The sequence below is a fragment of the Rhodovulum adriaticum genome (assembly GCF_004345735.1).
GTDB classification, from domain to species: domain Bacteria; phylum Pseudomonadota; class Alphaproteobacteria; order Rhodobacterales; family Rhodobacteraceae; genus Rhodovulum; species Rhodovulum adriaticum.
In genome coordinates this window covers 15,164-28,412 of record NZ_SLXL01000007.1, presented here as the reverse complement: position 1 = coordinate 28,412, position 13,249 = coordinate 15,164, and the positions used below count along the sequence as shown (strand labels likewise).

The 13,249-nt window shown below is 65.1% G+C and carries 12 protein-coding genes; 5 read left to right on the top strand and 7 right to left on the bottom strand.

Going from position 1 to position 13,249, the window contains the following annotated elements; genetic code table 11:
* Nucleotides 1-137: 137 nt before the first annotated feature.
* From EV656_RS10430 to EV656_RS10410, 5 genes are all read left to right on the top strand, one after another.
* Entirely contained in the window at nucleotides 138-1,109 is a 972-nt protein-coding gene (locus EV656_RS10430) for a Bug family tripartite tricarboxylate transporter substrate binding protein (protein ID WP_132603411.1), read from the top strand.
* Nucleotides 1,110-1,150: 41 nt separating this feature from the next.
* Nucleotides 1,151-1,654, top strand: a complete 504-nt coding sequence (locus EV656_RS10425; RefSeq protein ID WP_132603408.1) for a tripartite tricarboxylate transporter TctB family protein — start codon at nucleotides 1,151-1,153, stop codon at nucleotides 1,652-1,654.
* A 36-nt stretch (nucleotides 1,655-1,690) separates the two neighbouring features.
* A complete protein-coding gene (locus tag EV656_RS10420) occupies nucleotides 1,691-3,196 on the top strand; it encodes a tripartite tricarboxylate transporter permease (RefSeq protein ID WP_132603405.1) in 1,506 nt (501 codons plus the stop codon).
* Between the two features lie 179 nt (nucleotides 3,197-3,375).
* Complete coding sequence (locus tag EV656_RS10415) at nucleotides 3,376-4,209, top strand: CPBP family intramembrane glutamic endopeptidase (protein WP_132603402.1); 834 nt, start codon at nucleotides 3,376-3,378, stop codon at nucleotides 4,207-4,209.
* A gap of 5 nt (nucleotides 4,210-4,214) precedes the next feature.
* Nucleotides 4,215-5,402: a serine hydrolase domain-containing protein gene (locus EV656_RS10410; RefSeq protein ID WP_132603399.1), complete on the top strand. Its 1,188-nt coding sequence runs from the start codon at nucleotides 4,215-4,217 to the stop codon at nucleotides 5,400-5,402.
* Here the strand turns inward: EV656_RS10410 and EV656_RS10405 are convergent.
* The 7 genes from EV656_RS10405 to EV656_RS10375 form a co-directional block, all read right to left on the bottom strand.
* Nucleotides 5,396-6,205 carry an ABC transporter ATP-binding protein gene (locus tag EV656_RS10405; RefSeq protein ID WP_132603397.1) on the bottom strand — a complete coding sequence of 270 codons (810 nt, stop codon included), beginning with the start codon at nucleotides 6,203-6,205 and terminating at the stop codon, nucleotides 5,396-5,398. The genes EV656_RS10410 and EV656_RS10405 overlap by 7 nt on opposite strands.
* Nucleotides 6,205-7,026 carry an ABC transporter permease gene (locus EV656_RS10400; protein ID WP_132603394.1) on the bottom strand — a complete coding sequence of 274 codons (822 nt, stop codon included), beginning with the start codon at nucleotides 7,024-7,026 and terminating at the stop codon, nucleotides 6,205-6,207. Before EV656_RS10400 ends, EV656_RS10405 begins: the two co-directional genes overlap by 1 nt.
* 56 nt (nucleotides 7,027-7,082) lie before the next feature.
* Nucleotides 7,083-8,027, bottom strand: coding sequence for an ABC transporter substrate-binding protein (locus EV656_RS10395; RefSeq protein ID WP_243695699.1), 945 nt, complete (start codon nucleotides 8,025-8,027; stop codon nucleotides 7,083-7,085).
* A 166-nt stretch (nucleotides 8,028-8,193) separates the two neighbouring features.
* Nucleotides 8,194-8,871 carry a cysteine hydrolase family protein gene (locus tag EV656_RS10390; protein WP_132603388.1) on the bottom strand — a complete coding sequence of 226 codons (678 nt, stop codon included), beginning with the start codon at nucleotides 8,869-8,871 and terminating at the stop codon, nucleotides 8,194-8,196.
* Between the two features lie 19 nt (nucleotides 8,872-8,890).
* On the bottom strand, nucleotides 8,891-10,684 hold the full coding sequence (locus tag EV656_RS10385; protein ID WP_132603385.1) for an ABC transporter ATP-binding protein: 1,794 nt from the start codon (nucleotides 10,682-10,684) through the stop codon (nucleotides 8,891-8,893).
* Nucleotides 10,681-11,625, bottom strand: coding sequence for an acetamidase/formamidase family protein (locus EV656_RS10380; RefSeq protein WP_132603382.1), 945 nt, complete (start codon nucleotides 11,623-11,625; stop codon nucleotides 10,681-10,683). Before EV656_RS10380 ends, EV656_RS10385 begins: the two co-directional genes overlap by 4 nt.
* Nucleotides 11,615-13,240 (bottom strand): ABC transporter substrate-binding protein, encoded by a 1,626-nt coding sequence (locus tag EV656_RS10375; RefSeq protein WP_132603379.1) that lies wholly within the window; start codon nucleotides 13,238-13,240, stop codon nucleotides 11,615-11,617. Before EV656_RS10375 ends, EV656_RS10380 begins: the two co-directional genes overlap by 11 nt.
* Between the last annotated feature and the right edge of the window lie 9 nt (nucleotides 13,241-13,249).

Sequence of the window (13,249 nt, the reverse complement as noted above, 5' to 3'; positions counted from 1 at the left end):
GGGATGCTGCACTGCGACAGTAAATTTTTCTTGAAAAGGGATTGGTGAAATTTAGTTACCAACTGGCCCGCCAAAGGGAGGTCTGTCTGGGGAGGCGGATAGGAAACGGCGGGCACAAAAAGTGGAGGAGGACTTCGATGTCGATTACGAAACGTAATTTCGTCGGCCTGGCACTTGCCGGCCTTGTGGCGTTTTCGCCCCTGTCCGCGCTTGCGCAGGAGTGGAAGCCCCGAAAACCGATCGACTTCGTGATCATGGCCGGGCCCGGTGGCGGCGCGGACCAGATCGCGCGGTTCATCCAGTCGGTCGCCGAGAAGAAGGACATGACCACGCGTCCGCTGGTGCCCAACAACAAGGGCGGCGGGTCGGGCGCCGAAGCGCTGATCCATGTCAGCGGGACGAACGACCCCGACTACACGATCCTGGTGACGCTCAACTCGTTCTTCACGACGCCGCTGCGGCAGCCGAACCTGGGGATCGACATCCAGACCTTTACGCCCGTGGCGATGATGGGGGTCGATCCCTTCGTTCTGTGGGTGCACAAGGACAGCGGCATCACCAGCTTCGAACAGTGGGTCGAAACGGTGAAGGCCGCCGATGGCGACTACGTGATGGGCGGCACCGGCAAGGGGCAAGAGGATTCCATCGTCATCGCCTACATGTCCAACGCCTATGGCCTGGACATCAAGTACATCCCCTATGATGGCGGCGGGGCCGTGGCCAAGGATCTGGCCGGCCAGCAGATCATGGCCACCGTGAACAACCCGGCCGAGGCCAAGGGCTTCTATGAGGCTGGGGATTTCGTTCCGCTGCTGGCCTTCTCGGACGAACGGATGCCGGCCTATCCCGACGTGCCTACGCTGAAGGAGAAGGGCCACGACTTCTCTTACTACAACCAGCGCGCGGTGGTCGGCGCCCCCGGCATGTCCGACGCTGCGGCGGCCTACTACGGCGATCTGTTCACCGCGATCTACGAAAGCGAGGAATGGCAGGGCTACCTGACCTCGGAAAGCCTTTCGCCGCTGTGGATGGATGCGGATGAGCAGCGCGCCTACTGGACCACGCAGGTCGAAAACCACAAGGCGCTGCTGGCCGCGATGGGCGAGTAAGACCCGGGCGGCATCGTCACGGCTGACAAGGGGAGGGGCAGATGCGCAAGGGCGAAATCGTGACCGCGGGCCTTCTGGCCCTCCTGTCGCTGTATCTGATGTGGAAGAGTACGGAACTGCCGATCGGCTATATCGCGGGCGAGGGGCCGGGCGGCGGGGCATGGCCGTTCTGGCTTTCGGGGATCATGCTGATCTGCTGCGGTGCCATCGCTTTCAACTGGTGGCGGCAGACAAGCCCGGCCTCGCGTTCGGACGAACCGCTGCTGGATGCGGTCGGCTGGCGTATGGTGTTGCTGGTGGGCGGGGGGATCGTCGCCTTTGTCGGGCTGGTGAACGTCATCTCGATGTACGGGGCCATCGCCGCGTTCCTGTTGTATTACATGCGATATCTGGGCCGGCATCGCTGGCGGGTATCGCTGCCGATCGCGCTGATCACGCCGGTCACGCTGTTCTTCTTCTTCGAAGGCGCGATGCAGATCACGATGCCCAAGGGGATGCCCTTCACCGACCCCGTTTTCAACGTCCTTTACGAAATCATCTACTGAGCCTTTCGGCCGGTTCGATCAGGGAAGACGTGTGACATGGAAGTTCTGGGCCTTCTTGCCGATGGTATGTTCGTTGCGGTCCAGCCGCTGAATCTGTTCCTGATCCTGGTCGGGGTCGCGCTTGGGCTGTTCATCGGTGCGATGCCGGGTCTCGGCTCGGTCAACGGGGTGGCGATCCTGCTGCCGGTGACCTTTCTGGTGCCGCCGGGATCGGCGATCATCTTTCTGGCCGCGCTTTATTACGGGGCGATGTACGGGGGGGCGATATCCTCGGTGACGCTGGGTATTCCGGGCGCATCGACTGCGGTGGCGACAACCTTTGACGGGCGGCCGCTGGCGATGCAGGGGCGGGCCAGCCTTGCACTGGTGACCGCGGCGCTGGCCTCTTTCGTCGGGGGCACCGTCGCCAACATTCTGTTCACGCTGTTCGCCCCGCTTTTGGCCAGTGTCGCGCTGTCCTTTGGCCCGCCCGAGATTTTTGCGCTGATGCTGCTGGCCTTTGCGACCTTTGTGGGCCTGGGCGGCGACGATATCCCCAAGACGATCTTCTCGATCTGTCTGGGCCTTGTTCTGGGGTCGATCGGGTTCGACGCGATCTCGGGCGCGCCGCGCCTGGTGCTGTTCGACCACACCGGCTTTCTGCAGGGGATCGGTTTTCTTGTGCTGGCCATCGGCGTCTACGGCATCGGCGAGATGCTCTGGACGATCGAACAGACCCGCGGCGAGGTCACGGCCACCACGCCCAAGATTACCGCCAAGGGCGTGGCCGCCGATACCAAGGACGCGGTGCGCCGCGGGTGGAAGGGCACAACAATCGGGTCGTTCCTGGGCTTTTTCGTGGGGGTGCTGCCTGCGGCGGGCGCCACGCCCGGGTCGCTGATGGCCTATGGCGTGACCAAGATGGTCTCGCGCAAGCCGCAGGATTTCGGCAAGGGCCACCCCGGCGGCGTGGCCGCGCCCGAGGCCGCCAACAACTCTGCCTCCACCGGGGCGATGCTGCCGATGCTGACGCTTGGCATTCCCGGCTCGCCCACCACCGCGATCCTGCTGGGTGGCATGGTCATCTGGGGCCTTGTGCCCGGGCCGCGCCTGTTCGTCGAAGAGACAGAATTCGTTTGGGGCCTGATCGGGTCGTTCTACGTATCGAACGTGGCGGCGGTGCTGATCAACCTGGCCTTCATTCCGCTGTTCATCTGGATGCTGCGGATGCCCTTCACGATCCTCGCGCCGATGATCTTCGTGTTGTCCATCGCGGGCGGCTACGCGGCCACGCGGGACATGTTCGATGTCTGGCTGATGGTGATCTTCGGGCTTGGCGCGTTCTTCCTGCGCAAGTTCGACTATCCGCTGGCCCCCGCCGTTCTGGCCATCGTCCTGGGCCCGATTGCCGAGCCGACCCTGCGCCAGTCGCTGCTGCTGTCGTCGGGCGATCCGTCGATCTTCTTTACCCGGCCGATTGCCGGGCCGATCACGGTGATCGCGCTGATCCTGATCTTCCTGCCCGCGTTCAAGCTGCTGCGCAAACGGCGGAGCCTGGCATGACGCGGCTGCCATGCAGGACTAGGGTGGCGGCCAGATCGGCGGTGCGACAGTAGGGGCGCCCGCAACATGTCCCCGTTCGTCCGGGCAGCGACCCAGAGCCGCTGACCCGGCGAAACCGCGCGACCCGGCCCACCGGACCGTTTAGGATGCAGGCAAGAGCATTCACGCGAGTAACGGACATGACGCGACCATCGCAGGCAATCCCCCAGGACATGCCGAGCTGGGTCTTGTTGCCCTTCGTATTGGGAACCTTCGCCCTGACCTGGGGTATCGTCGGCAGCTACATCCTGTTTCCCGAAACCATGGCCGCGACCTTTGGCCAGATCAGCGGCGCGCACCCGTTGTTTTTCCTGGCCACCTGGGCACCGGCCATTTCCGCGGTCACGCTGATCGTTGTCCGGACCGGGTGGCGCGGGCTGCGGGCCTTTCTGTCGCGGCTGCTGCTGTGGCGTTGTGCCCCGGTCTGGTGGCTGATCATCCTTGTCGGGGTGCCGCTGGTCTTTGTCGCCGGGTCGCTGATCAAGGGCGGGCCAGTGCTGGCGCCCCTGCCGCCCGAGGGCGCCGGGCCGATGCTGGCGCTGATGGGGATGATGTTGTTCCTCGGCCCGGTCGAGGAATTGGGCTGGCGCGGCCTGGCCCAGCCGATCCTGCAACGGCACATGGCCCCGATCTGGGCTGGTGCGCTGATCGGGGCGACCTGGGGGATCTGGCACCTGCCGGCCTTTTACCTCGCCGGCGTGGTGTTCGCGGACTGGGCCTTCCTGCCGTTCTTCATTGGCAACGTGACGCTGGCGATCCTGGTCACGCCAATCTTTAACAGCGCGCGGGGCAGCCTGCTGTTGCCGATGCTGTTCCACTGGCAATTGATCAACCCGTTCTGGCCCGACGCCCAGCCCTGGGACACCTGGATCCTGCTGGCCGTTGCGGCGGGGATCGTCTGGTGGCGCCGCGACAGCCTGTTTTCCCGCACGGGCGCGGCGACCGAGGTCGTGCCGCGCCCTGCCGCAGGGTGACGGAGATGCGTGTGCGACGCCTGCTGACCGCGATTGGCCTTTGCCTGCTCACGGTGGCCCCGGCGGCGGCGCAGGATCCGGCGGCCGAGCTGGCGGCGATCCTTGACGGCTTCCGGGATCGCTATGGTTTCCCCGGCGCGACGGCCGCGATTGCCTTGCCGGGCGCGCGGTTGATCACGGCCGCCAGCGGGCTGGCCGATGTCGAGGCGGGCCGCGCGATGACACCCCAAACGCCCATGCTGGCGGCGAGTATCGGCAAGAGCTTCGTCGCCGCCACGGTTCTGGCGTTGGAGGCCGAGGGGCACCTGTCGCGGGCCGATCTATTGGCCGATCACATGGGCGACCGGCCGTGGTTCGACGATTTGCCGAATGCCGCGACGATCACGATCGGGCACCTGCTGCGTCACCAATCAGGCCTGCCCGACCATCCGCATCTGCCCGAGTTCCAGACCGCCCTTGCGGCGCGGATCGCGGACAAAGGATCGGCCTTCACCGCAGAGGAGGTTTTGGCCTTCGTCCTGAGGCGCGCGCCGCTATTCGAGGCCGGAACCGGCTGGGCCTATAGCGACACCGGCTACATCCTGCTGGGCCTGGTGATCGAGCGGGTGACCGGGCGGCCCTATTACGATGTGTTGCACGAAAGGCTGCTCGACCCGCTGGCGCTGCGGGAAACACGTCCCTCGGACCGGCCGGACATTCCCGGGCTGGCCGTCGGCTACACCGTCCCGGGCAACCCGTTCGGCCTGCCGGTTCGGACGGCGGATGCGGCGGGGTGGCTGGTTTGGGATCCAGCAGTGGAATGGACCGGGGGCGGCCTGGCCTCTACCGCGCCAGATCTGGCACGCTGGGGGCAGGCGCTGTTCGGTGGAACGGCGCTAGAGGCCCCCTATCTCGACCGGTTGTTGGACGGCGTGCTGGTCGCGCCAGAGACGCCGAGCATCCGATACGGGGCCGGCGTCGCGATCTATGCAAAGACGCCGCGCGGGCCGGTCTATGGCCATGGCGGCTGGATCCCCGGCTATGTCGCCAGCCTGCGCCACTATGCCGATCACGGCGTGACGGTCGCCTTCCAGATCAACACGGACGCGGGCACCGTGGACGACAGCACCGACCTTGTCCCGGCGCTGGAGGGCGCGCTGGCCGACCTGGCGATCACGCTGGCGAGCCGGAAGGCCCCCGAAACAGGTCAGTAGAGCGACCTTTCTGTAGAACCTAGTGCCAGCTGCATCGATTTCAGAGTTTCCTCGCGGATATCGGACAGGATTTCGCGCTTGATTGCGACAAAGCCGGGATCGGCGACGATGTCATAGGGGCGCGGGCGCGCAAGCGGGACGCGGATTTCGCGCTTGATCCGGCCCGGGCGGCTGGCCAACACAACGACCCGGTCGGCCAGGAACACGGCCTCGTCCACGTCATGGGTCACGAACAGCACTGTGACCTTGTGATCGCCCCAGACCCGCAGCAGCAATTCCTGCATCATCCCCCGCGTCTGGGCATCCAGCGCGCCGAAGGGTTCGTCCATCAACAGGATACGTGGCCGGTAGACCAAGGCGCGCGCAATCGCTACCCGCTGGCGCATGCCGCCCGACAACTGTCCCGGATAGGCATTCTCGAACCCGCGCAGGCCGACCGCGTCGATGAAATGCTCGACCCTCTCGGCCTTTTCGGCGCGGCTCAGGCGGCTCTTCTCAAGCGCGAAGCGGATATTGCCCGCGACCGTCTTCCACTCGAACAGCGAATAGCCCTGAAAGACAAAGCCCCGGTCGCGCCCCGGCCCGGTGACGGGCTTGCCCGCGATGCGCACCTCGCCGGCGGTTGCCTCTTCCAGTCCGCCGACGATGTTCAACAGGGTCGATTTCCCGCAGCCCGAACTGCCGACAATCGAAACAAATTCGTTCTCGGCGATGGCCAGATCCACACTGTCCACGGCAGCGACGGGCTTGCCGTCGACATCGAAGGTCTTGCCAACCCCGTCGAGTGTCAAAAGCGCGCCCATCAGCCCCTCTGCCGGTTCCAGGCGAAGAGAACCCGCCCGGTGCGCTTGAAGAAATAGTCGGTCAGGAAACCCAGGAACCCGATGAAGAGTGTGCCGAACAGGATGGTTTCGGTTGCAAGGTACCGCTGGGCATCCATGATCCGCCGGCCCAGACCCTCGTTCGCGGCGACCAGTTCGGCCACCACCAGATAGGTCCAGGTCCAGCCGATGGTGATCCTGAGCGTGTCCCAGATACCCGGCGCGGCGGCGGGCAGGATGATGCGCACCAGGATTTCCCGGTTGGAAAAGCCCAGCGTCTGACCTGCCTTGATCAGGTTCATGTCGATGGTCTTCACGTTGTCCATCACCATCAACACCTGCTGAAAGAAGGTGCCCAGAAACAGGATCAGGATCTTCTGCCCGTCCCCGATCCCGGCCCAGAGGATCGACAGCGGGATCAGCGCCACCACCGGCATGTAGCGGATGGTGGAAATCAGCGGCTCAAGCGCGCCCTCGATCAGGCGGAAATTGCCCATCAAGATGCCGATGGGCACGGCCAGGACGGTCGCCGTCAGCCATCCGGCGAGGATGCGGTAGATGCTGACCGAGGCATCGGCCCACAGGATGCCTTCGCGTGCCTGGCGTACCCCCTCGGCCAGAACGTCGCCCGGCCCCGGCAGGAACAGCGGGCGGACAAGGCCCAATTCCGTCACAGCCCACCACACAAGGATCAGCAGGGCGGGAAAGATCACGCCTGCCGAAGTGAACAGCCAGTCGGGAATGTCACGGCGCAGGCGCAGGTAGCGGCCCGCGCCGGCCTTGCGTTGGTCTTGGATCGGCATGTCTCTGTCGCGCAAAGGGGAGGGGCCCGCGACAGCTGCCACGGACCCCGGAGGGTTTACTCGCCGGCTACATTCATCAGCGGGCCGGTGATCATGATGTCATCGAGCGACGGGATCGTGGTGATCTCGTCGGGGTTGGTCGCCTTCATGATCTCCGCGATCTCGCGTACCGTGTCGCCGAAATCGCCCGCGACAAAGGCCGCGTTCTCGGCCACGTTGTAGAGGCGCACGCCCTCGAAGGCGGGGGTGAATTCCTCCATCGGGCTGCCCACGGCCCTGGCGATCATCGCGCCGCCCTCTTCGGGGTTCTCGCGGATGAAGGTCACCGCGTCGTTCCAGGCGCGGATGATGCCCTCGACGGTTTCCGGGTTGTCCGCGATCCAGTCGCCGCGCGCGGTCAGAACGTCGGAAATCAGCCCCGGTTTCTCGGCCGCCGTATAGACCACCTTGTAGCCCTCGACCTTGTTCAGCGCGGCCGAGATGTAGGGCTCGTAGGTTACCGCGGCACCGACCCGCCCCGAGAGCAGGGCAAGCCCGGCCTCGGATGCCCCCATCGGGACGTGTTCGATGTCGTCCATGCTCATCCCGTTGACCTTGAGTGCGTAGTTCATCAGCAGGTCAGAGGTCGCCCCGGTCTCGAACGCGACCTTCATGCCCTTCATGTCGGCGATCGATTCCACGGCCTCGCCGGCCATGATCGCGTCGGCCTCGAACGAGAGGTCCATGACCAGGAACCCCTTCTGGTCGACGCCCTGGTTGAAGCTGGCAATCGCGGTATTGGTGGCGGCGGCCACCACGTCGAGATTACCCGAGGCCAGCGCCGCGGTCATGTCCTGGTCCCAGTTGAAGTTCGACAGGGCCACGTCCACACCATGGGCGTCGAAAAAGCCCTTTTCCTCGGCCACCCAGAGCGGACCGTAGCCCAGCCAGGGTTGCAGGCCCAGCTTGACCTCTTCGGCCATCGCGGCGGTTGCGCCGCCGGCAAAAATCAGTGTCGCCAATATGGGTTTTCTCAGCATTGGTCTCTCCGTCTGTCTGACCAGGGGCGGGGCCCCTCTTGCGTCAAGCAACACCTCCGACCGGGGCGGAAGGGCATCTAAGTTGAAGCGATAGACCGATCCAGCATGCAGGATCAATATGTCCGCACACCGCCGGATGCGGGAACTCTCAGAGTTGCCCCGCGACAAATTCCTTCACCTCTTCGCTGCTGACGACGTGGCAGTAGATCATGTTGATGACCTCCAGCTCGTGCCGGTGCAGGGCGTCCGTCGCCGCCGCGCAGCAATCCTCGACCACCACCAAATTGAAGCTTTCGTCGGCCAGGCTGCGCACGCTGGACGAGATGCACTGATCGGTGAAGATGCCCGCCACGATGACGTTCCTGATCCCCATATTGTGCAGGACCATCCGCAGGTTGGTGCCGGTCAGCGCGCTGTCGGTGGTCTTGGTCACCACGATCTCGTCATCCATCGGGGCGACGGCATCCACGATCTGGCTGTCCGCGCGGTCCTTGGGCAGCAGCAGGTAGTTGAACCCAGGCTTCTTCTGCGACAGCGAGCGGTCGCGGCCATCCTCTTTCAGGCAGGCGATGCGGGCGTGGATGACCTCAATCCCCTTGCCCCGCGCCCAGTCCTGCAAGGCGCGTGTGTTGGGGATGACGATGCTGTTCATCCGGTCGAAAAACGGCTGCCAGCGGGTGTTTTCCTCGGGCGTGTCCTTGGGTTCCAGATAGGTGTTCTGGATGTCGATCACCAACAGCGCGGTTTCGGCGGGCGGCAGGACGATATCCTCGGGCTCCGGCGCAGTTTCGTAGTAGAAGGATCGGTAGGCGGTTTTCCAGGTCATCGTTCTCTCCGGTCGTGTCTCAGGCAACCTTCAGGGGCGCGCCCTGCGCAACCCAGTGGCCCGGTGCGATTTCCGCCATCGGCAGACGCGCGGGGCCCTGCCCCAGCGGCCAGACGGGCGAGCCCACTTCGCCCTCGCGGGGCAGCACGGGCGGGCGCGTATGTTCGGGATCGGGGATCGGCACCGCCGACAGCAGACGGCGGGTGTAGCCATGCGCGGGATCGCGCAGCACCTGGTCGCGGCTGCCCGTCTCGACGATCTGGCCCAGGTTCATCACGGCAACGCGGTCGGCGACCTGATCGATCACCGCCATGTCGTGGCTGATGAACAGATAGGCCAGGCCCTCCTCCTCTTGCAACTCGCGCAGCAGGTCCAGCACCTGGGCCTGTACGGATACGTCCAGCGCCGACACGCTTTCATCGGCGACGATCACCTTGGGGCCCAGCGCCAGCGCGCGGGCGATGCAGATCCGCTGGCGCTGACCTCCGGAAAACTCGTGCGGGTAGCGGTCCATCTGGTCGGGCGTCAGCCCCACACGCCGGAACAACATTTCGACCCGGTCCCACAACTCGCTGCCCGAGGCCAGCCCGTGGATCACCAGCGGCTCTGCCACCTGGTGCCCAACGGTCATGCGGGCGTCCAGCGAGGCGCCCGGATCCTGGAACACCATCTGAATATCGCGCCGGATCGGCTTCAGCCCCTTGGGCGACAAGCCGGCCGTTTGCTGCCCGTCGATCCGGATGCTGCCTTGCCAGGGCACCAGCCCCAGCAGCGCCCGTCCGATGGTCGATTTCCCGCAGCCGGATTCGCCCACCAGCGCCAGCGTTTCGCCGGGGCTGATGCGGAAACTGACGCCCTCGACCGCGTGGACCTGGGCCGTGACACGATTGAGGAGGCCGCCGCGCATCGGGAACCGCACGCAGAGTTCGGCCACGTCCACAACATCGCGGCTGCGCTCGGGTGCCGGGCGCGCGGGCGCCTGGCCAAGGCGAGGCACGGCATCCAGCAGCTCTTGCGAATATTCAGTCTGCGGCGCGGCGAATAGGTTGCGCACCGGGGCGGTTTCTTCTTGCCGACCGTGACGCAAGACAATGACCCGGTCGGCCATTTCGGCAACGACGCCCATGTCGTGGGTGATCATCAGGACCGTCGTGCCATGTTCGCGCTGCAACACGCGGATCAGTTCCAGCACCTCGGCCTGAACGGTGACGTCCAGCGCGGTGGTGGGTTCGTCCGCGATCAGGATCTCGGGGTTGCAGGCCAGCGCAATGGCGATCATCACGCGCTGGCGCATGCCGCCGGACAATTCGTGCGGGTATTGTTTCAGCCGCGTCTCGGCATCGGTGATACGCACATCGCGCAGCAGGTCCAGGGCGCGGGACGGTGCCTCGGCCGGGGTGCAGGCACGGTGTTCCAGCAAGACCTCGGTCAGTTGTCGGCCGATGGTCATCACCGGGTTGAGCGAGGTCATCGGCTCCTGAAAGATCATCGAGATGCGATTGGCGCGGATATCGCGGAAATCGCGTTCGCCCCGCCCGGCCAGTTCGCTGCCATCGGCCAACCGGATGGAGCCGCTGGCGATCCGGGCCATCGGCTGGGGCAACAGCCCCATGATCGCCAGCGCCGTCATCGACTTGCCTGAACCGCTTTCGCCCGCAAGGCACAGGGTTTCCCCGCGCCGCAGATCAAAGCTGAGATCCTGCACCACGGGTTTCGGGCCTTCGGGGGTGGCCACCTGAATGGTCAGCCCTTGAACGCTGAGAACCGGGCGCGATGTCTCTTCGCGCCCGGCGTTGTCCCTGTCAGCCGTCATTCGAACACAACCCTTGGCATGTAGAACGAGACCACCCAGTTGGGCTGGTCCACGATCTCGGAAATCCGGAGATCGCCACAGACCGAGCACAGCATATAGGCCTCCACCGCGCTCAGCTTTTGCGTGGCGCACAGCAGGTCGATCATGCCCGACAGCGCGTCGCGCGCCCCGGCCATCAGGTCCGGCCCGATCCCCGTCGTCACCTCGTAGCCCTTGGAATCCAGATGCCGCGTTACCGGCCCCGGCGTGGTGAAGCGCGGGAATTTCAGCGGCTGGTCCTTGATCAGGTCGATGGTCAGCGACACGTTCATCGGGCTTTCGATGGCGGTGCCGCAGACCTCTCCGTCGCCCTGCGCGGCGTGTGTGTCCCCGATGGAGAACAGCGCCCCCGCAACCTCGACCGGCAGGTAAAGCGTGCTGCCGGCGGCCAGATCACGGATATCCATGTTTCCGCCGATGCGCCGGGGCGGGATCACGGAATGCGCCCCGGGTTCGGCCGGGGCCAGTCCGACGGTGCCCGCAAAGGGTTTCAGCGGAACCCTTGCGATCCCGCAGTAAAGCGCGGGCGCCAGCGTATCGGGGTCGTAGTTCCAGACATTCAGCGCCGGATCCTGAAACTGGTCGGCCAGCAGGCCGAAACCCGGGATGTTGGCCGTCCAGCCCCAGCCCGACGGGGTGAACCCGTCGATCTGCACCTTCAGGATGTCCCCCGGTTCGGCCCCGTCCACATAGACGGGGCCCGTGACCGGGTTGATCTTGTCGAAAGACAGGGTGGCCAGATCGGCCGTGGTGCTGTTCTTCGACAATTGCCCGCCCGAGCTGTCGAGGCATTCGAAATGCACGCTTTCGCCCGGCGCGATGGTCGCCACGGGCGGGATCGAACGATCCCACCCGCAATGATGGTTGCGACCATGGATGGTGTAGTCGCAGTTATTGCACATCGGTCGAATACACATAGTCGTAGTTGACCGGCACGTGTACCGGATCGACGAAGATCGAGTCCGGGCCGCCCAGCTTGGCCGAACGCATGGTGAAGCGCTGCTCGTTGAAGACCGGCACCCAGGGCGCGTCCTCCATGATCGCGAGGTAGATATCGCGCCACTTGGCCTCGCGCTCTTCTGCCATGGCCGGGTCGGTCATCGCGTCGGCCTCGACCGCCAGGGCATCCAGTTCCTTGTTGCAGTACCACGACCAGTTCCAGCCGCCCGGCACCGCGCCGTCGCAACCCAGGATCGGCCCGTAGAAGTTGGACGGATCGGGGAAGTCCGCGATCCACGCCATGCCGCCCGACCAGATCATCGGCGCCTGATCCGGCTCGCCACCGGCGGCGATGACGTTGGCCTGGGCCAGGCTGCGGATTTCCGCGTCGATCCCGATGGCCGCCAGATCCTGCTGGAAGCTTTGCGCCAGCCGCGGGTTGGGGTCGGTGTTGTAGACGTAAAGCTCGGTCTCGAACCCGTCGGGGAAGCCGGCCTCGGCCAGCAGCGCCTTGGCCGCCTCGGGGTCGTAGGCATAGCCCTCGTAGTCGGGCGCATAGCCGGGCATGGTGGGCGGCAGCGGCTGGTTGGCGGGCACCGCGCGGCCGTTGATGATGCGCACAGCGCGGTCCTTGTTGATCGCCATGTTCACCGCCTGGCGCACCTTGACGTTGTCGAAGGGGGCCATGTTGACGTTCATGGTGATGTAACCGGTGTGCAGTTGCCCGCCCTCGATCACGAAATCCGTGTAGGCGGGGTCCGAGGTGACCTCCAGGAACTTGGCGGGCGGGATGCCGTCGCCGGGAATGTCGGCCTGACCCTGTTGCAGGCGCAGCAGCGCGACGATGGGTTCCAGCCCGATCTCGAAGGTGATCTGGTCCAGCTTGGGCAGCCCCTCGTTCCAGTAGTCGGTGTTGCGGGCGAAGGTCAGCGACTGGCCCAGCGTCCAGTCCTCCAGATAGAACGCGCCGGTGCCCACGGGGTTCTTGCCGAAATCGGGGCCGTAATCCTCGACCACCTCTTTGGGCACGATGGAGGAGAAGTTGATCGCCATCACGTGCAGGAAGGTGGCGTCGGGACGCGATAGCTTGATTTCGACGGTGTAGGGGTCGATCACGGTCACGCCCGACAGGCTGTCGACCTCGCCCGCGGCCATCGCGTCATACCCTTCGATCGAACCGAAGAAGCCTGCGCCGGGGCTTTGGGTTTCGGGGTTGGTCACCCGGTCCAGCGAGTATTTCACATCCTCGGCCGTCATCTCGCGGCCATTGTGGAAGGTGACGCCCTCGCGCAGCTTGAAGGTGTAGGTCATCCCGTCGTCGGAAATCGTGTAATCCTCGGCCAGATCCTTCTTCAGCTCGGTCGTGCCGGGTTCATAGTCCATCAGCCCGTCGAACAGCGACTTGATCATCGACCAGTTCTGCCAGTCATAGCCGATGGCCGGGTCCAGCGTGGAGACGTCGTCCTTGTAGGTGACGATCATCGAGCCGCCCTGCTTGGCCTCGGTGAAGTCCTGGGCCAGGGCCGGGCCTGCGGCCACGGTCAGTGCAAGGAAACTTGTGGCAAGCGTCTTTCTCATGGGTCTTCC